The sequence below is a fragment of the Dactylosporangium sp. NPDC049525 genome (assembly GCF_040676755.1).
Lineage (GTDB): Bacteria > Actinomycetota > Actinomycetes > Mycobacteriales > Micromonosporaceae > Dactylosporangium.
The window spans coordinates 20,762-38,534 of record NZ_JBFAPO010000055.1; the positions used below are offsets into that span (position 1 = coordinate 20,762).

Below are 17,773 nucleotides of genomic sequence, written 5' to 3' on the forward strand. Positions count from 1 at the left end.
CGGGCCAATCCATCGTCACGGCCGCACCCCCGGCGATCATTGTCGCGCACGGCCGCAAGGCGGCTACAGCGCCGAGATCGTGGCGGGGGCCCGTTCGGCCCGGCTCAGGGCGCGCAGCACGTTCGTCGCGCCGTGCCGGCGTACCGCGATCCGGGACAGGATGTCCACGACGGTCTGCACCGCCGCGGCGGGGAACTCGGGCGTCGTGACGCCCACGCTGTACGCGAGGTCGTCGCTGTGCACGACGACCTCCAGCAGCCGGCTCGCCACGAAGTCGTCGAGGTCGATCGACCACGCACCCCAGGTGGGGCGGCGCACCGGCCGGGACGGCGCGGCCGGCAGCACCGTGCGCAGCGCGGCGACGGTGGCCTCGACCCGGGCGGCGAGGGCCGCCGGCCCGTCCGCGGCGTCGTCCTCGCCGCTGCTGCGGATGAGGACGTTGAACGGGTCGTCCAGGTCCGAGCCGATCCAGTGCACCCGGGCGTAGTACTCATGCAGGCCGATGACCTCCTCGTCCGGCACCGGCTCGGCGAGCACCTTGGGGATGAAGAAGATCTGCCCCGCCAGGTGCCCGGCGAGGCCCTGCACGCTCAGCTTCGGCAGCGCGCTCGGCTCGTGCCAAGCGGCGGCCACCTCCGGCGCGGCGAGCAGCCGGGCCGCCGTCGCCGCGGCGGTGAGGTAGAGCTCCCTGATCTGCGCCATGCCGACATCAACCGGCGCTCCCCACAAGACATTCCACCGGTCGGATCGCGGCGCCCCCGTCAGCTCACCGCCGCGATCCGGCCGGGCCGGCTCAACTGGGCCGGATGTGGAACGTCACGCTGTCGTCCGGACGGGTTCGGCCCGTTGTTCCTGACGGTGATGGTGATCTTTCCTGACCGCGTGCCGCCGGTCGCCGGATCGAGGGTCACGTCGGCGACTAGGACCTGCAGGTCGGTGACGTGGCCCGGGTCGCCCAGACGGTCGGACCGTCGACCTGGCGGAAACGCCCGCCGTCCCAGGCGTAGTCGCGCTGCTGCCGCTGCTGCTGTTCCGGCAGGCCGCCGCAGCACAGGAAGTGGTCCACGACGTCGGCGGTGACGCCACCCTCGGCGTCACGCTGGACGTCGACGGCGGGCATCACCTTCCGGTGGCTCATCGCTGCGGTCACACTGTCCTTCCTCCCCTGTCACCACCCGTGTTCGAGCGAGTACGTCAGACACGCGTGACTGGGTGACAAGGTTGCGAAGATCTTTCAGTGACCGCCCCGGGAGGTCCAGGCGCGGCGGCGGAGCTGTTCGACCCCGTCCAGGAGCAGGTCCAGCGAGAACTCGAACTCGAACTGGTCGTCGCAGCCGCTGCCCACCACCGACGCGTCGTCATGGGCCACGCGGGTCGTGATTTCGGCGATGTACGGGTACCGCGCCGCCATCTGCCGCGCCGTTTCCGGGTCGACGGCCGGCAGGGTGGCCGGGTCGACGCCCGGCGGGGGCGTGCCGAACAGCTCCTGGGAGAAGCCCAGGATGCGGCTGCCCATCGCGTGCATCACGTGGTGGGTCAGGTCGACGGAGAGCCCGCCGGCCCGGAACATGCTGATCATCGAGTCCATGTACTGCAGGACCATCGGGGTGGGGGCGGTGCGGGACTCGATCACCCGCGACGCCCACGGGTGGCGCAGCAGCGACCGGCGCGCGGAGAGGATCCGCTGCCGGACGGCGCGCTGCCAGTCGGCGTCGGCGACAGGCGGGTCGATCTCGCCGACGACGACGTCGAGCATGCCGTCGAGGAGCTCCTCCTTGTTCGCCACGTGCTTGTAGAGCGCCATCGGCACGACGCCCAGCGACTGGGCGAGCTTGCGCATGCTGAGCGCGTCGATCCCGGTGCCGTCGGCGAGGTCGACGGCGGCGCGCAGGACGCGTTCCCTGGTCAGCGGTGCCCGCCGGGCGGCTTCCGCCTGTTGCGCCAACTCGATCACCCGCCCTTTCCGCAGCCGCTGACAATATCTCCTCTTGACGGGTGTACGCCGTACACCCTACCGTCGAAGCCATCAGGTGTACGCCGTACACCAGCGGGATGTGTCGTGAGGAGCAACGATGAAGGCGATCGTCCAGGACCGCTACGGCCCGTCAGACGTGCTGCGGTTCGATGAGCTCGACCCACCGGTGGCCGCCGACGGCGAGCTGCTCGTCCGCGTCCACGCGGCCTCCGTCAACGCCCGCGACTGGCACGTGATGCGCGGCGACCCGTACCTGGCCCGGATGGCCTTCGGGCTGCGTGCGCCGAGGGTCCGGGTCCGGGGCACGGACTTCGCCGGCCGGGTCGAGGCGGTCGGCGCGGGGGTAACTCGCTTCCGCGCCGGCGACGAGGTGTTCGGCGAGATCGACGCCGCGTTCGCCGAGTACGTCCGCGTCCCGGCCGATGGTGTGGTGGAGCGCAAGCCGGCGAACCTGACGTTCGAGCAGGCGGCCGCCATGCCGCTCGCGGCCAACACCGCGCTGATGGGGCTGCGCGACGCCGCGCGGGTCGGCTCCGGGCAGCGGGTGCTGATCAACGGCGCGTCCGGCGGGGTCGGCACGTTCGCCGTGCAGCTCGCCAAGGCGTTCGGGGCGCACGTGACCGGCGTGTGCAGCACCAGGAACCTGGAGCTGATCCGGTCCCTCGGCGCCGACCGCGTCGTCGACTACACCCGCGAGGACTTCACCCGCGACGGCGCCACCCGGTACGACGTGGTGTTCGACCTCGTCGGCAACCGTTCGCTGGCCGACTGCCGGCGGGTGCTGACGCCCACGGGGACCCTCGTGCTGTCCGGCGGCGGCGTGTCCGAGGGCGGCAGCCTGCTCGGACCTATCCGGCTCATCGCGCGGGGGCGGCTGGCGTCCCGCTTCGTCCGCCACCGCGTGCTCACGCTCACCGCCGTGCCGAGCCGGGAGAACCTGGCGACGCTGCGCGAGCTGGCGGAGTCCGGCGCGGTCGTCCCGGTCATCGACCGCACGTTCCCGCTCAGCGACGCCGCCGAGGCGGTCCGCTACCTCGAGATGGACCACGCCCGCGCGAAGGTCGTCATCACCGTGTGACGGGGCCTACTCGGCGACACCCACCGCGACCCTCGGCGCCGCGTTGAGCTCGGCCAGCAGCGTGCGGGCCTGCGACGCGTACCGCTCACTGACGTCGATGGTGTAGAGGACGGCGGCACGGCGTTCGCCAGGGGCGACCCGCCGGGTGGCGGCGAGCTGGTTGCGCGCCGCGCACAGCTGCGCCAGGTGGGCGTCAAGGAGCGTGAGCATGTCGTGGTGCATTGTCCTGACCCTCAACGTCGGGGAGTGGTGGCCGCCGCGCCGTGACGGCAGCGGCGGCGCAGCCGGCTACTACTTCTTCTTCTTGTTCTTCTTGTCCTTCTTCGACTTCTTCTTGTTCTTCGCCATGTCAATCACCCCCGATTCCCGCTGGAATCTTCCTGCGGCCTCGAGGTTTAGCCTAGTGACGGGCGGGCAACGGCGCGGGAAGATCGTTCACTGTGCGTACACTGTGCGTTCACGCACCGGCATCGCTCAGGGGTGTGTCGCAGTGGGCAGGGTGAAGGTGAACGTCGTGCCGGTCGGCTCGGCCGCCGTGGCGGTGATCGTGCCGTGGTGGGCGTCGACGATCGCCTTCGTCACCGCCAGGCCGAGGCCGGTGCCCTTGATGCCGTGCGCGAGCGCCGTCGAGGCGCGGAAGAACCGGGTGAACAGCTGCTGGAACTGCTCGGCCGGGATCCCGATGCCGGTGTCGCTGACGCTGATCGACGCCGTGCCCGACCCGGCGACGTCCGACGCGGTCACGGTGACGGTCCCGTCGGCGGGGGTGTACTTGACGGCGTTGGAGAGCAGGTTGTCCAGGACCTGCCGCAGCCGCGCCGGGTCCGCCCGCACCGTCAGGTTCGGGCCCGGCTCCAGGCGGACCGTGAGGCGCTTGGCGTCCGCGGCCGGGCGGTGGTCCTCGACCGCCTCGCGCAGCGCCCTGGTCAGCGACAGCGGGCGCGGGTTGACCGCGAGGCCGGCGCTGCCGAGCCGGGCCAGGTCCAGCAGGTCGTCGACGAGCTGCTGCATGTGGCTGCTGTGGCGGCGGATGACCTCGCCGTAGCGCCGCACCTCGTCGGTGATGCCGGGTTCGTCGCCGATGATCTCGGCGTACCCGAGGATCGTGCCGATCGGGTTGCGCAGCTCGTGCGAGACGAGGGCGACGAGGTCGTCCTTCATCCGGTCGAGCTCGCGCAGCCGCTCCACCTGCTGCCGCTGCTCGGCGAGGAGCTCCTCACGGTGCTCGGCGAGCAGGCGCCGTTCGGTGACGTTGGTGCTCATCCCGTCCAGGAACAGCCGGCCGTGCTCGCGCCGGGGGACCGCGCGGGTCCACACCCAGCGGGTGGCGCCGTCGAAGCCGAGGACCCGGACCTCCATCTCCGCCGGGAGGTCCGCCGCGATCGCGGCGTGGAAGCCGCCGAACTCGGCCCGGTCGTCGGGATGGACCCGCTCGGCGAGGACCATCGCGAGGTCGGTGCCGGCCGGCATCGGCGAGCCGAACACCCCGCCGCCGTCGGGGCTGGCGTACACCGAACGCACGGACTCGTCGGGGAGCACCTCGACGGTCCAGACGTAGTCGTTGACCCCGGCGATGACGCGGTCGAAGTCGCGGCGCGCGGCGGTGAGCGCGGTGCTCAGATCGTCGGCGCGCAGCCGCTCGATGTGCCGGGCGATGTGGGCGCAGACGCCGTCGAGCATGGCCACGACGTCGGGGTCCACCTGGACGAGCCGCTCGGTGGCGAAGACGAGCACGCCGAGCACGGTCCCGCCGCTGAGCACCGGCAACCCGATCACGGCGTGCAGCCCCGCGGCGAGAGCCTCCGCCGTGCGCTTCGACGCGTACGGCAGCCTCGCCACGTCCTCCACCCACTGCGGCCGGCCGGTGCTCCAGACGCGCCCGATCATCCCGTCCGCTCGGGTGGCGGGCGGCGGGTCGTCGATGAAGGCGGGCCGGGCCCGGCCCGGGGCGACCCAGAAACCGAGCCGGTCCACCACATCGGCGTCCGGGTCGACGTGCCAGTACTCGCCGAACGCCCAGTCGAGCGCGACGGTGACCGCCTCGATGACGGCGATAGCCGCCTGCGCCGCCCCGCCGGTGCCGGTCAGCGCCTCCGCGACCGCGAGCTGCGCGTCACGCAACCGCTCGGCATGATAGGCGTCGGTGATGTCGTGCATCGCCACGACCGCGCCGAGCCGGGACCCGTCCGGCGCGTCGATCGGCTGGCCGTTGCACAGGAACCGCCGCTGCTCGCCGCCGGGGCCGCCGACGACCAGCTCCTCGCCGTGCACGTGCTCGCCGGCGAACGCGCGGGCGAGCGGCACCTGGTCCGGGCGCAGCAGCCGCTTGCCGTCCGCGGCGAACAGTTGGTACGTCTGCGCCCAGCTCTGCCCCGTCGTCGGCGCCACCGGCGCGCCCGCGTGCGCGTCGCGCAGCGCCCGGTTGACCGTGGCCAGCCGGCCCTTGCTGTCACAGGCGACCACGGCGGTGTCGAGGCTGTCCAGCAGCGCCCGCTGGAACGTGCGCTCGGCCTCCAGTTGCCGCTGTGCCGCGTGCCGGCTGCTGAGGTCGTGCACGAACGCGTGGACGACGGGGCAGTCGCGCTCCACGTACACCTGGGCGATGACCTCGATCGGGAACCTGCGGCCGCCCCGGTCCACCGCCGTCACCTCGAGCGTCGGGGCGGTCCGGCTTCCGGCGGCCCGGGCCAGCCACGCCTCGAACCGGCCCACGGACCCCTCGGCGACGACCGTGGCCGCGGGACGGCCGAGGGTCTCCACCGCCGACCGCCCGAACATCCGCTCCGCGGCCAGGTTCCACGCGAGCACGGTGCCGTCCGCGTCGAGCGACACGAACGCGTCCGCGGCGGTGTCCAGCACCGCCTGGGTCCGCGTCGAGGCGAGCATCAGCTCGCTGTTGGCCAGCCGCAGCGCCAGCTCGACCTCGGCGGCGCCGGCCAGGTCGGCGACCGTGGCGACGTCCTCGGCGCTCCACTGCCGCGGCGAGTGGTCCACGACGCAGAACGAGCCCAGCACCTGCCCGTCCGGGGTCCGCAGCGGATGCCCCACGTAGGCGAGCACGCGGTCCGGCCCGTCCGGCAGGGCCGGCACCCGCGGATCCTCTCGGCTGTCCGTCACCACCAGGGGCCCGTCGTCGTCGACCACGGTCCGGCAGAACGACTGCGACAGCGGCGAGTCCCGCGCGCCGACGTGACCTGAGACACTGACGAAGACCTGCCGGTCGGCGTCGACCAGGGACACCATGGCGGCCGGGACGCCGACCGCCCGCCGGGCCAGCCGGGTCAGCCGGTCCAACGAGGGCACGCCGGAGGCCTGCAGCAACCCGGTGGCGTGTAGCGACTCCAGACGCGCAGGATCACCGACGCGCCCAGCGGCCGCCGGACCCGCTGATCGTGACCCACGACCCAGCACACCTCCTTATCGGCGCCGCCGGGGCCGACCTGAGCCCGCGGCGTCACGCACACCGGTGGATAGGGTGGGAGCATGGCTCAACGACCCCTGACGCTGATGGCAGTGCACGCGCACCCCGACGACGAGGCGACCGGCACCGGTGGCGTGCTGGCGAAATACGCCGCCGAGGGGGTCACGACGGTGCTCGTGACCTGCACCGACGGGCGCTGCGGGGACGGACCCGGCGGGGTCAAGCCGGGGGAGCCCGGGCACGACCCCGACGCCGTGGCCGCGATGCGACTCCAGGAGCTCGAGGCCAGCTGCGCCGAGCTGAAGGTCACCCATCTGGAGGTGCTCGGTTACCCGGACTCCGGGATGATGGGCTGGTCGACGAACGACGTGGCCGGCTCGTTCTGGACCACGCCGGTGCCCGAGGCCGCGCAGCGGCTCGCCGAGCTCATCGACAGGTATCAGCCGGACGTGATCGTCACCTACGACGAGAACGGCTTCTACGGCCACCCCGACCACATCCAGGCCCACCGGATCACGATGGCGGCGGTCGAGCTCACCGGCAGCCCGGCCAAGGTGTACTGGACGACGGTGCCGCGCTCCGGGATGGAGAAGTTCGGCGAGACGCTGCGCGAGCTCGGCGTCGAGTTCCCCGAGCCCGACCCGGACGCGCCGCCGGCCGGACCGCCGATGGGGCTGCCCGACGAGGAGATCTCGACGTGGGTCGACACCAAGGCCTACGGGGCGCAGAAGTTCGACGCGCTCGCCGCGCACGCCAGCCAGGGCGAGAACATCTTCTTCCTGCGCATGGGCAAGGAGAAGTTCACCGAGCTGATGGGCCTGGAGACGTTCGTGCGGGTGCGTGACACCACCGGCGCGCCGCTGCCGGAGGACGACCTGTTCGCCGGCCTGCGTGACCGCGGTTTTGCAGTGTCTTAAGCGTTCCTTTGGCCGCGGTGCAGGCGGTCCGGGCCCGGCTACGATGCCGTTCGTGCTGGACAACCCCGAACCTTCGCCGTGGTGGATGCGCCGCCGGACCTGGGTGGCCGCGGCCGCCGGCGCCGTCGTCGCGGGCACCGCGACCGTCGCGCTCGTCGCCCAGGCGTCCGGTGCCGCGTGCGCCGCGGCCGCCGCCTCGTCCGGCCAGGCCACCTACTACGCGGCCGACGGCGGCGGCAACTGCTCGTTCGACAAGGTGTCGAATCCGCTGGTCGTGGCCCTCGGCAACGCCGAGTACGCGGCCGGCGCCGCGTGCGGCGGCTACCTGGACGTCAAGGGCCCCAAGGGCACGGTCCGGGTCAAGGTCACCGACCGGTGCCCGGAGTGCGCCCCCGGGCACCTGGACCTCAGCAAGCAGGCGTTCGCGAAGATCGGCGACCCCGTAGCCGGGGTCATCAAGGTGACCTACAGCAAGGTCACCAGCCCGCCGGTGCCCGGCCCGATGACGGTCCGGGTCAAGGAGGGCTCGTCGCGCTACTGGCTGGCGCTGCGCCTGGACAACACCGGCAACCCGCTGTCCGGCGTGGAGCTGCAGTCCGGCGGCGGCTGGAAGGCGTTGAGCCACACCGACTACAACTACTGGATCGCCCAGAACGGCGCCGGCACCGGCCCGTTCACGATCCGCACGACCGACACCGCCGGGCGCCGCACGACGCTCAGCGGGGTCACCCTGACCGTCGGCACCGTGCAGCGCCCCGGCGCCGCGGCGGCCGGCACCACGGCGCCGAAGACCCCGGCGGCCAGCAGGTCCGGCCCGGCCGCCTCGACGGCCGCCGCGGAGTCCGCACCGGCGTCGCCGCCACCTTCCACGGACGAGGCAGCGGACGAACCCACCGGCGGGCCCACGTCGCAGGCGGTCGCCGCGCCGCCGAAGCGGTGCGGCTGATCGCGCGGGTCAGCGCTGGGCGGTGAGGTATCCGCCCATCGTCGTGAAGTAGTCGGTGGCGGCCAGCTCGGTGCCGTCCTCGGTGCGGACCCGCTCGACGGCCAGGCCGTGGCTGCGCCCGCGGCGGGCCTCGGCGCCGGCCACGATGACCACGGCGTCGCCCTCGCGGATGAAGATCCGGCCGGGGGTGCCGCCGTAGAGCCCCTTGGACACCGTCGCGGCGACGATGCGGATGCGGTGGCCGCGGTGGTAGGTGAACGCGTTCGGGTACGGGTCGGACTGTGCCCGCACGAGCCGGTCGAGGTCCTCGGCCGGCCAGGTCCAGTCGATGCGGCTGTCCTCCTCGGCCCGCTTGTGGAAGAAGCTGGCCTTGGACCGGTCCTGCGGGGTCCAGTCGGTGCGGCCGGACGCGATCAGGTCCAGGCCGTCCACGGTGATCGGGCCGAACAGCTCCAGGGTCTTGTGGAACAGGTCGGTCGTGGTGTCGCGGTCGCCGACGGGGACCGCCCGCTGCAGCACGATGTCACCGGCGTCCAGGCCGGCGTCCATCATGTGCGCGGTGACCCCGACCTCCTTCTCACCGTTGATGAGGGCCCAGATCAGCGGTGCGAAGCCGCCATAGGACGGCAGCAGCGAGTCGTGCACGTTGAGGGTGCCGAGCCGGGGGAGTTCGAAGATCTCCGGCGGGATCCAGGTGCGCCAGTTCGTCGCGACGATCACGTCGGGCTCGGCCTGCTTGAGCCGGTCGAGCAGCTCGGGGTCGTCGGGCCGGTCGCGGATGAGGACCTCGACCCCGTGCTCGGTGGCGAGGTCGGCGACGGAGTCGCTCCAGATCCGCTCATACGGGTGGTCGCTCGCCGGGTGGGTCACGACCAGCGCGACCTCGTGCTCGGAGGCCAGCAGCGCCTGGAGCGTGCGGTGCCCCCAGGTCTGATATCCGAACATGACGACGCGCATGGGGCCTCCCAGATGAGTGACAACGTTCGATGCCATAGCCTTCAATCGGAGGTTAGGTTAGTCTACCCTTCATTCACGTGGAAGGTCCCGGGGTGGCCGTGACAACGCCACTAACTAAGGTTAGGCTTGCCTAACTCCACGCCAATGGGTGACGGAGCCGGAACGATCGAGCCGGTCTCGACGTGAACGATGGGACTGCGATGCCACAGCCGCGCCAGGAGGACGCCGTGCCGGTCTACGACCTGGTCGGGGTCGGATTCGGACCTTCGAACCTGGCGCTGGCGATCGCGGTGCACGAACGCAACGCCGCCGCCGGATCGCCGCCGGTGAGCGCGCTGTTCCTGGAGCGGCAGGCCGCCTTCGGCTGGCACCGGGGCATGCTGATCGAGGACGCGACGATGCAGGTGTCCTTCCTCAAGGACCTCGTCACGATGCGGAACCCGACCAGCTCCTTCAGCTTCCTGTGCTACCTGCAGGAGCGCGGCCGGCTCATCGACTTCGTCAACCACAAGAGCCTGTTCCCGCTGCGGATCGAGTTCCACGACTACCTGGAGTGGGCCGCCGTCCGCGTCGACGAAATGGTCCGCTACGGCCAGGACGTCACCGCGGTCCGCCCGGTCGTGACCGACGCCGCCGCCGGCACCGTGGAGGCCTACGACGTCGAGGTCCGCGACGCCACCGGCGCCCGCACGACGGTGCGCACCCGCAACGTCGTGCTCGCCAGCGGGCTGCGGCCCGCGCTGCCGCCCGGCATCGTGGCGTCCCAGCGGGTCTGGCACAGCCGGGACCTGCTGACCAATGTGGACGGTCTGGCCGGCACCGACCCGTCCCGGTTCGTGGTCGTCGGCGCCGGGCAGAGCGCCGCCGAGGTCACCGCGTTCCTGCACGAGCGCTTCCCGGCGGCCGAGGTATGCGGGGTGCTGTCCCGCTACGGCTACAGCCCCGCCGACGACAGCCCCTTCGCCAACCGCATCTTCGACCCCATGGCCGTCGACGACTACTTCGACGCCTCCACCCAGGTCAAGTCGATGCTGCTGGGCTACCACGCCAACACCAACTACTCCGTGGTCGACACCGACCTCATCGAGACGCTCTACCGCCGGGTGTACCGGGAGAAGGTGCTCGGCTCGCAACGGCTCCGCCTGCTCAACGTGTCCCGGCTGACCGCCGCCGAGGAGAGCGCCGGCCGGGTCGCCGTGACCGTCGAGTCGATGCTCACCGGCGCGCGGACCGTCCTCTCCGCCGACGTGCTCGTCTGCGCCACCGGCTACGCGCCGGCGGACCCGTTCCCGCTGCTCGGCGAGCTCGCCGGCCGCTGCCACTACGACGAGCAGGGCCGCGCCGTCGTCGAGCGCGACTACCGCGTCCGCACCGACGCGAGCGTGCGAGCCGGGATCTACCTGCAGGGCGGCACCGAGCACACCCACGGCATCAGCTCATCACTGCTGTCCAACACCGCGGTCCGGTCCGCGGAGATCCTCGAGTCGGTCTGCGGCCGCCGCCACGCCGAGGCCGCCGGGCCCGCCGAGGCCGTCCTGCCCGCGCTGTCCGGCTCTGGCCGAGCCAACGCGTACGCGTGAGCCGCTCGACCCCACCGGAGCCGCCCGCCGCGGCGATGCTCACCACGGCACGCCCAGTCCCGGCACCCGGGCCCGCCGTGGTGCCCGCGGCCGTGCCGGCGGCCCGCGTCACGAAGCCGGCCGGGCTGGCCGCCACCAACGCCCGCCGCGGGCTGTGGCTCGCCGTGTCCGTCGGCGTGCTCGCCGTGGTCTGCCTGCTGAGCATCGTCATCGGCACCAAGAACCTGTCCCCGGCCACGATCTGGGGCGCGTTCGCGCACTACACCGGCACCAGCGACCAGTCGATCGTGCGGGACCTGCGGGTGCCCCGGACCGTCCTGGCGGTCCTCGTCGGCGCCTCGCTCGGCATCTGCGGCGCCGTCATCCAGGCGGTGACCCGCAACCCGCTCGCCGACACGCAGGTCCTCGGGATCAACGCCGGCGCCTCGCTGTTCGTGGTCGTCGCGATCGGGCTGCTCGGCCTGTCCAGCATCACCGCCTACGTGTGGTTCGCCTTCGCCGGCGTGGTCGTGGCGATGCTGCTCGTGTACGCCCTCGCCGCCGTCGGCCGCGGACCCGCCACGCCGGTGCGGCTGCTGCTGGCCGGTGTCGCGCTCGGCGCCGTGCTCGAGGGCATCGGCGCCGGCATCCGCCTCATCCGCCCGCGGGCCTTCTACTACCTGCGGTTCTGGGACGTCGGCGCGCTCACCGGCCGCGGCTGGGACGTCATCGGCGCGGTCGCCCCGTTCGTGGTCGCCGGGCTCGTCCTCGCCCTGCTGGTCGCCCGGTCCCTCAACACGGTCGCGCTCGGCGACGACCTCGCCCGGTCCCTCGGCGCGAACCTCGGCCGCACCCGGGCCGGCGCGGTGCTGTCGGTGACGCTGCTGGCCGGGGCGGCAACCGCGGCGGTCGGGCCGATCGGCTTCGTCGGGCTCATGGTGCCGCACGTCGCCCGCTGGATCACCGGGCCCGACCAGCGGTGGATCTTCGCGTACACCCTCGTCGGCGGGCCGATCCTGCTGCTCGCCGCCGACATCGTCGGCCGGGTCGTGCTGCGCCCCGGCGAGCTGCAGGCGGGCGTCGTCACCGCGTTCGTCGGCGCGCCCGTGCTCATCTGGCTGGTCCGCCGCCGCACCGCGAGCGCACTGTGAAGCCCGGCACCGCCGCGCCGCGCGGCACCGGCACCGTCGGCAAGCTCGGGGGCGGCGGGCGGACCGTCGACTTCGGACGGTCGGCGCTGGTGCTGCGGCTCGGCCCGGCCGCGTCCGTGCGCCTCGCCGTCCGCACCGCCGTCACCTGCGTCGTGCTCCTGCTGCTCGCCGCCGCCGTCGGCGTCCTCGCGCTGGGCACCGGCGAGTTCACCGCGACCCCGGCCGAGGTCCTGCAGGCGCTCACCGGTGAGGGCTCCCGCGCCGTCCGGCTCGTCGTCGTCGAGTGGCGCCTGCCGCGGGTCCTGCTCGCGCTGCTGGTCGGCGCCGCCATGGGCCTGTCCGGCGCGATCTTCCAGGCGCTGACCCGCAACCCGCTCGGCAGCCCCGACGTGCTCGGGTTCAGCACCGGCGCGTACACCGGCGTCCTGGTCTGCGTCGTGTTCGTCGGCCGCGGCTACCCGCAGACCGCCACCGCCGCGCTCATCGGCGGCATCGCCACCGCCGCGCTGGTCTACGTGCTGTCGCTGCGGCGCGGCGTCCAGGGTTTCCGGCTCATCATCGTCGGCATCGCGATCAGCGCCGTGCTCAGCTCCGTCAACGAGTGGTTCATCATCAAGGTCGACCTGCAGACCGCCATCTCCGCCACGATCTGGGGCAAGGGCACGCTGAACGGGCTCGGCTGGGCCCAGGTCACGCCCGCCGCCGTCGCCATCGGCGCCCTGAGCCTCGGGGTGCTCGCGCTCGGCCGGCGGCTGCAGGTGATGGAGCTCGGCGACGACGCGGCGGCCGCGGTCGGCGTCGGCGTCGAACGCACCCGCCTGGCCTACCTCGCCCTCGGCGTGGCGCTGATCGCCGCCGCGACCGCCGTCGCCGGACCGATCTCGTTCGTCGCCCTCGCCGCGCCGCAGCTCGCACACCGGCTGGCCCGCACCGCCGGGATCGCCCTGGCACCGTCCGCCGCCATGGGCGCGCTGCTGCTCATGGGCAGCGACTTCGTCGCGCAGCGGGCGTTCGCGCCGACCCAGCTGCCGGTAGGGGTGGTCACCGTGTCCATCGGCGGCCTGTATTTCGTGTGGCTACTGGCCCGCCAGGCGAGGAGATGAGCATGAGCGGACAGCGAAGCGGCTCGGGCCGCGAATCATGTGGCAGGTCTGGGTCAGGCCGGCGCCGGAGCGCAGCGGAGGTGGCGGCATGACCCGGTTGCGCGCGGACCGCATCACCGTCGGCTACGAACGCAGGACGATCAGCACCGACCTGGACCTCACGGTCCCCGACGGCCGGTTCACCGTCATCGTCGGCCCCAACGCCTGCGGCAAGTCCACGCTGCTGCGCGCGCTGTCGCGGCTGCTCACCCCGTCCAAGGGCCAGGTCCTGCTGGACGGCAAGGCGATCCACGCCTACCCGGCGAAGGAGGTCGCCCGCCGGCTCGGCCTGCTGCCGCAGTCCTCCGTCGCGCCCGACGGCATCACCGTCGCCGAACTCGTCGCCCGGGGCCGCTTCCCGCACCAGCGGCTGCTGCGGCAGTGGTCGGTCGACGACGAGACCGCGGTGGCCGCCGCGATGGCCGCAACCGGCGTCGCCGAACTGTCCGCGGAGCTCGTCGACACGCTGTCCGGCGGGCAGCGGCAACGGGTGTGGGTCGCGATGGTCCTCGCCCAGCAGACCCCGATCGTGCTGCTCGACGAGCCGACCACCTTCCTGGACATCGCGCACCAGGTCGAGCTGCTCGAACTGTGCCTGCGGCTCAACCGTGGTCAGGGCACCACGATGGTCGCCGTCCTGCACGACCTCAACCACGCCTGCCGCTACGCCGATCACATCGTGGTGATGAAGGCGGGCGTCATCGTCGCCGAGGGCGACCCGCGGCACGTCGTGACCGGCGAGCTCGTCGAGGACGTCTTCGGCCTGCCGTGCCGCATCATCCCCGACCCGGAGACCGGCACGCCGCTGGTCATCCCGCGCGCGGGTGCCCTGCACGCCGCCGTATCGCTCTGATCCTTGCTGAAAGGGGAACGACCAGCATGTCCAGCAACCCGTTCGACGACGAGAACGGCACGTTCTTCGTGCTCGTCAACGACGAGGAACAGCACTCGCTGTGGCCGACGTTCGCCGCGGTGCCCGCGGGCTGGCGGATCGTCTTCGGCGAGAACGGCCAGACGCAGCGCCAGGAGTGCATGGACTACGTCGAGCGGCACTGGACCGACCTGCGGCCCAAAAGCCTCCGGGACAGCATGGCGCAGGACGCCGCCGCGGCCGCCTGAGATGGCCACGGTCACAGGCTCACGCATCCTGCTGCGCTCCATCACCCGCAACCGGGCCCGGCTCACCGCCGGCACCGGCCTGATCAGCCTGCACCAGCTCGCCGAGGCGACCGTGCCGGTGCTGATCGGCGTGGGCATCGACCGTGCCGTCGCGCCCGGCGACGGCACGGCCCTGCTGCTGTGGGTCGCCGCGCTCGGCGCGCTCTTCGTCGGGCTGCACCTGTGCTACCGCTTCGGCGCCCGCCAGCTGATGCTCGCCATCGCCAACGAGGCGTACCTGCTGCGCGGCGAACTGGCCGCGAAGATCGTGCACCCGCGGCGGATCCGCACCTCGCTGCGCGCCGGGGAACTGCTGACGGTGTCCAGCACCGACGCCGACAACGTCTCCTACCTGCTGGACTACGTCCCGCGGATCGCCGGCGCACTCACCGCCACCGCCGTCAGCGCCACCGTGCTGCTCGTCGTCGACGTGCAGCTCGGCCTGGTCGTGCTGATCGGCACCCCGATCGTGCTGGTCGGCATGCAGTTCGCCGGGCCGCTCATCACCCGGCGGGTCACCGAGCAGCAGGAACTGGCCGGGAAGGCCACGGCCCTGGCGACCGACCTCGTCAGCGGGGTCCGCCCACTGCGCGGGCTCGGCGCCGAGCGGGCCGCCGCCCGCCGGTACCGCGACGTCAGCCAGGCCTCGCTGCGCGCCGCGTTGCGGGCCGCCGGCACCACCAGCCGGTACCTCGCGTTCTCCACCGCCGCCAGCGCGCTGCTCGCCTGCGGCGTCGCCGTGCTCGCCGGCTGGTTCGCCCTCGACGGCCGCATCAGCGTCGGCGAGTTCATCATGGTCATCGGCCTGGCCCAGTTCCTGCTCGAACCGATCGGGCTCCTCGCGATCGTGCCGAGCTGGGTCGCCGAGGCCCGCGCGTCCGCCGACCGGGCCGCCCTCGTCCTGGGCGCCGACCTGCTCCTGCCGCCGGGGACACCGCAAAAAACCGTTCCAGAGCCGGATCTGGTACTGCGGGCGCTGCGCCACGGCACGCTCGACGGCCTCGACCTGACGGTGCGCCCCGGCGAGTTCGTCGGCGTCGTCACGCCCCGCTCCGCCGACGGCGAGGCCATCGTGCGGCTGCTCGCCGGTGGCGTCCCACCCGGCGACTTCGAAGGCTCGATCCTGCTCGGCGGGGTCGCCCTGCACGACCTGGAGCCGGCGCACGCCCGCGCCGTCCTGCTCGTCGAACCGCACCACACCGACCTGTTCACCGGCACCGTCGCCGCCAACATCACCGGGTCGTCCCCGGACGCGGCGGTCGCGAACCAGGCGGCGCTGCTCGCGGCGCTCGCGGCGTCGGCCGCGGACGAGGTCGCCGCCGGCCATCCCGACGGCATCGACCGGCACGTCGCGGAGCGCGGCGCCACCCTGTCCGGCGGGCAGCGGCAACGGCTCGCGCTCGCCCGGGCGCTGCTCGCCCAGCCGCCGATCCTGGTGCTGCACGACCCGACGACCGCCGTCGACACCGTCACGGAGCAGTCGATCGCGCGGGCCGTCCGCGCGCTGCGGCACGGCGACACCGGCGGTGGGCGGTTCACCACCGTCGTCGTCACCAGCAGCCCCGCCGTCCTCGCCGTCACCGACCGGGTCGTCGTCGTCGACGACGGCCGGGTCGCGGTCGAGGGCGAGCACGCCGAACTCGGCGCGACCCACGACGACTACCGGAAGGTGGTGCTGCGGTGAGCACCGAACAACTCCCGATCGCGGACCGGCGCGAGACGCTGCGCTGGCTGCGCGGCGAGCTGCGGGCCCGGTGGGGCGAGGCGGCCGGTGCGTTCGCCGTCGGCCTGATCGCCGCCGCCGCGGGCGTCACGCCCGTCTACGCCCTCGGTGTCCTCGTCGACCGGGTCCGCGCCGGCGCGCCCTCCTCCGACATCGTCGGGATCACCGTCGTCATCGTCGTCGCGGCGCTCGTCGCCGGGGTCACCACCGCGGTCTCGACGTACCTGATCGCCCGCCTCGGCGGCCGGATCCTGGCCACGCTGCGGGAGGACACCGTCGCCCGCGCCATCACGCTGCCCGCGACGCGCCTCGAACGCGTCGGCAAGGGCGAGCTCATGTCGCGGGTCGGTGCGGACGTCGCCGCCGTCAACAAGGCCGTCACCGACGTGCTGCCGACGATGACGTCCTCGGCGCTGCTCGCCGCGCTGAGCATCGCCGCGATGGTCGGCATCGACTGGCGGCTCGGCCTCGCCGGGCTCGTCACCGTCCCCCTGTACGTCGTCGCGCTGCGCTGGTACCTGCCGCGCTCCGGGCCCGGCTACGCGGTCGAACGCGCCGCCGTCGGCGAACGGTCCCAGCTGCTGCTGGAGAGCGTGCAGGGGCTCCGCACGGTGCACGCGTACCGCATGGAAACGGCGCACCTGCAAGGGATCGACGTCGCGTCGGCCCGCGCCCGGGACGTGTCCGTGCACGTGTTCGGGTTCTTCATCCGCTTCGTCGGCCGGGTCAACCGGGCCGAGTTCGTCGGGCTCGCCGCCATCGTGGCGACCGGCTTCTGGCTGGTGAAGGACGGCTCGGTCACCGTCGGCGGGACGGCCGCGGCGGCCGTGCTGTTCCACCGGCTGTTCAACCCGGTGTCGATGCTGCTGTACACGTTCGACGAGCTCCAGGCGGGCGGCGCCGGCCTGGCCCGGCTCGTCGGCGTCGTCACCATCCCCGACGAGCCCAGCCCGGCGTCCACCGGGCAGTCCCCTTCGGACAGCACGCTGGAGCTGACCGGCGTGCGGTTCGGCTACCCCGGCGGCGCCGAGGTCCTGCACGGCGTCAGCCTCCGCATCGCGGCGGGGCAGCGGGTCGCGCTCGTCGGCTCGACCGGCGCCGGCAAGTCGACGCTCGCCGCCGTCGCCGCCGGGATCCTCCAACCGGCCGCCGGGTCCGCGTCCATCGGCGGGATGCCCGTCGCGCTGATGGACCCGGCGCTGCTGCGCTCGCAGGTCGCCATCATCAGCCAGGAGACGCACGTCTTCGCCGGGCCGCTCATCGAGGACCTGCGCCTGGCCCGGCCCGACGCGACCGTCGAGGCCGTCGAGGCGGCCCTGGCGGCCGTCGGCGCCACGGACTGGGTCCGCGCGCTGCCCGACGGGGTGCAGACCGTCGTCGGGGAGGGCGGGCACGAGCTGACCGCCGCCCGGGCGCAGCAGGTCGCCCTGGCCCGGCTCATCCTGGCCGACCCGGCGGTCGCGATCCTCGACGAGGCGACCGCGGAGGCTGGCAGCTTCGGCGCCCGCGACCTGGAGGACTCCGCGCTCGCCGCGACTGCCGGCCGCACCACCCTCGTGGTGGCGCACCGGCTCACCCAGGCCAGGTCCGCGGACCGGGTCGTCGTCCTCGAGGACGGCCGGGTCGCCCAGGAGGGCAGCCACGACGAGCTGCTCCTGGCCGGCGGCCGGTACGCCGAACTGTGGGCGGCGTGGGAGTCGCGCACTCCGCTCCCGGCCGAGTGACCCACCTTTTCCATCGAACGCA

16 protein-coding genes are annotated in these 17,773 nt (G+C 73.1%); 10 read left to right on the top strand and 6 right to left on the bottom strand.

The window, feature by feature from the left end; all coding sequences use genetic code 11:
* Window positions 1-63: 63 nt before the first annotated feature.
* The 3 genes from AB0K00_RS45475 to AB0K00_RS45485 all read right to left on the bottom strand — a co-directional run bounded on the left by AB0K00_RS45475 (window position 64) and on the right by AB0K00_RS45485 (window position 1,945).
* Window positions 64-702 (bottom strand): maleylpyruvate isomerase N-terminal domain-containing protein, encoded by a 639-nt coding sequence (locus AB0K00_RS45475; protein ID WP_363535218.1) that lies wholly within the window; start codon window positions 700-702, stop codon window positions 64-66.
* 217 nt (window positions 703-919) lie between these two features.
* On the bottom strand, window positions 920-1,150 hold the full coding sequence (locus AB0K00_RS45480) for a hypothetical protein (protein WP_363535220.1): 231 nt from the start codon (window positions 1,148-1,150) through the stop codon (window positions 920-922).
* Window positions 1,151-1,234: 84 nt separating this feature from the next.
* Window positions 1,235-1,945, bottom strand: coding sequence for a TetR/AcrR family transcriptional regulator C-terminal domain-containing protein (locus tag AB0K00_RS45485; RefSeq protein WP_363535307.1), 711 nt, complete (start codon window positions 1,943-1,945; stop codon window positions 1,235-1,237).
* 127 nt (window positions 1,946-2,072) lie between these two features.
* On the opposite strand from AB0K00_RS45485, the gene AB0K00_RS45490 reads away from it, so the two are divergent.
* Window positions 2,073-3,053, top strand: a complete 981-nt coding sequence (locus AB0K00_RS45490; protein ID WP_363535223.1) for an NAD(P)-dependent alcohol dehydrogenase — start codon at window positions 2,073-2,075, stop codon at window positions 3,051-3,053.
* A gap of 6 nt (window positions 3,054-3,059) precedes the next feature.
* Here AB0K00_RS45490 and AB0K00_RS45495 read toward each other — a convergent pair whose 3' ends face one another.
* Both AB0K00_RS45495 and AB0K00_RS45500 read right to left on the bottom strand, forming a co-directional pair.
* Window positions 3,060-3,263 carry a hypothetical protein gene (locus AB0K00_RS45495; RefSeq protein WP_363535226.1) on the bottom strand — a complete coding sequence of 68 codons (204 nt, stop codon included), beginning with the start codon at window positions 3,261-3,263 and terminating at the stop codon, window positions 3,060-3,062.
* 264 nt (window positions 3,264-3,527) lie between these two features.
* Window positions 3,528-6,356 (bottom strand): ATP-binding protein, encoded by a 2,829-nt coding sequence (locus AB0K00_RS45500; protein WP_363535229.1) that lies wholly within the window; start codon window positions 6,354-6,356, stop codon window positions 3,528-3,530.
* A 180-nt stretch (window positions 6,357-6,536) separates the two neighbouring features.
* Between AB0K00_RS45500 and AB0K00_RS45505 the strand changes: the two genes are divergently transcribed.
* Complete coding sequence (locus AB0K00_RS45505; protein WP_363535232.1) at window positions 6,537-7,391, top strand: PIG-L family deacetylase; 855 nt, start codon at window positions 6,537-6,539, stop codon at window positions 7,389-7,391.
* 52 nt (window positions 7,392-7,443) lie between these two features.
* The gene (locus tag AB0K00_RS45510; RefSeq protein ID WP_363535235.1) at window positions 7,444-8,337 is read left to right on the top strand and encodes an expansin EXLX1 family cellulose-binding protein; all 894 of its coding nucleotides are present in this window, start codon (window positions 7,444-7,446) and stop codon (window positions 8,335-8,337) included.
* Between the two features lie 9 nt (window positions 8,338-8,346).
* On the opposite strand, the gene AB0K00_RS45515 is transcribed toward AB0K00_RS45510, so the two are convergent.
* Window positions 8,347-9,294, bottom strand: coding sequence for a methionyl-tRNA formyltransferase (locus tag AB0K00_RS45515; protein ID WP_363535238.1), 948 nt, complete (start codon window positions 9,292-9,294; stop codon window positions 8,347-8,349).
* Between the two features lie 200 nt (window positions 9,295-9,494).
* Between AB0K00_RS45515 and AB0K00_RS45520 the strand changes: the two genes are divergently transcribed.
* The 7 genes from AB0K00_RS45520 (at window position 9,495) to AB0K00_RS45550 (ending at window position 17,751) form a co-directional block, all read left to right on the top strand.
* Window positions 9,495-10,874 carry a lysine N(6)-hydroxylase/L-ornithine N(5)-oxygenase family protein gene (locus AB0K00_RS45520; RefSeq protein ID WP_363535241.1) on the top strand — a complete coding sequence of 460 codons (1,380 nt, stop codon included), beginning with the start codon at window positions 9,495-9,497 and terminating at the stop codon, window positions 10,872-10,874.
* Window positions 10,871-12,004, top strand: coding sequence for an iron chelate uptake ABC transporter family permease subunit (locus AB0K00_RS45525; RefSeq protein WP_363535244.1), 1,134 nt, complete (start codon window positions 10,871-10,873; stop codon window positions 12,002-12,004). Before AB0K00_RS45520 ends, AB0K00_RS45525 begins: the two co-directional genes overlap by 4 nt.
* On the top strand, window positions 12,001-13,107 hold the full coding sequence (locus tag AB0K00_RS45530; protein ID WP_363535247.1) for an iron chelate uptake ABC transporter family permease subunit: 1,107 nt from the start codon (window positions 12,001-12,003) through the stop codon (window positions 13,105-13,107). The genes AB0K00_RS45525 and AB0K00_RS45530 overlap by 4 nt, the downstream gene beginning before the upstream one ends.
* Window positions 13,108-13,195: 88 nt before the next feature.
* On the top strand, window positions 13,196-13,999 hold the full coding sequence (locus tag AB0K00_RS45535) for an ABC transporter ATP-binding protein (RefSeq protein WP_363535250.1): 804 nt from the start codon (window positions 13,196-13,198) through the stop codon (window positions 13,997-13,999).
* A 26-nt stretch (window positions 14,000-14,025) separates the two neighbouring features.
* A complete protein-coding gene (locus AB0K00_RS45540; protein WP_363535253.1) occupies window positions 14,026-14,265 on the top strand; it encodes an MbtH family protein in 240 nt (79 codons plus the stop codon).
* 1 nt (window position 14,266) lies between these two features.
* On the top strand, window positions 14,267-15,988 hold the full coding sequence (locus AB0K00_RS45545) for an ABC transporter ATP-binding protein (protein ID WP_363535256.1): 1,722 nt from the start codon (window positions 14,267-14,269) through the stop codon (window positions 15,986-15,988).
* Window positions 15,985-17,751, top strand: a complete 1,767-nt coding sequence (locus tag AB0K00_RS45550) for an ABC transporter ATP-binding protein (RefSeq protein ID WP_363535259.1) — start codon at window positions 15,985-15,987, stop codon at window positions 17,749-17,751. The genes AB0K00_RS45545 and AB0K00_RS45550 overlap by 4 nt, the downstream gene beginning before the upstream one ends.
* Window positions 17,752-17,773 lie beyond the last annotated feature (22 nt).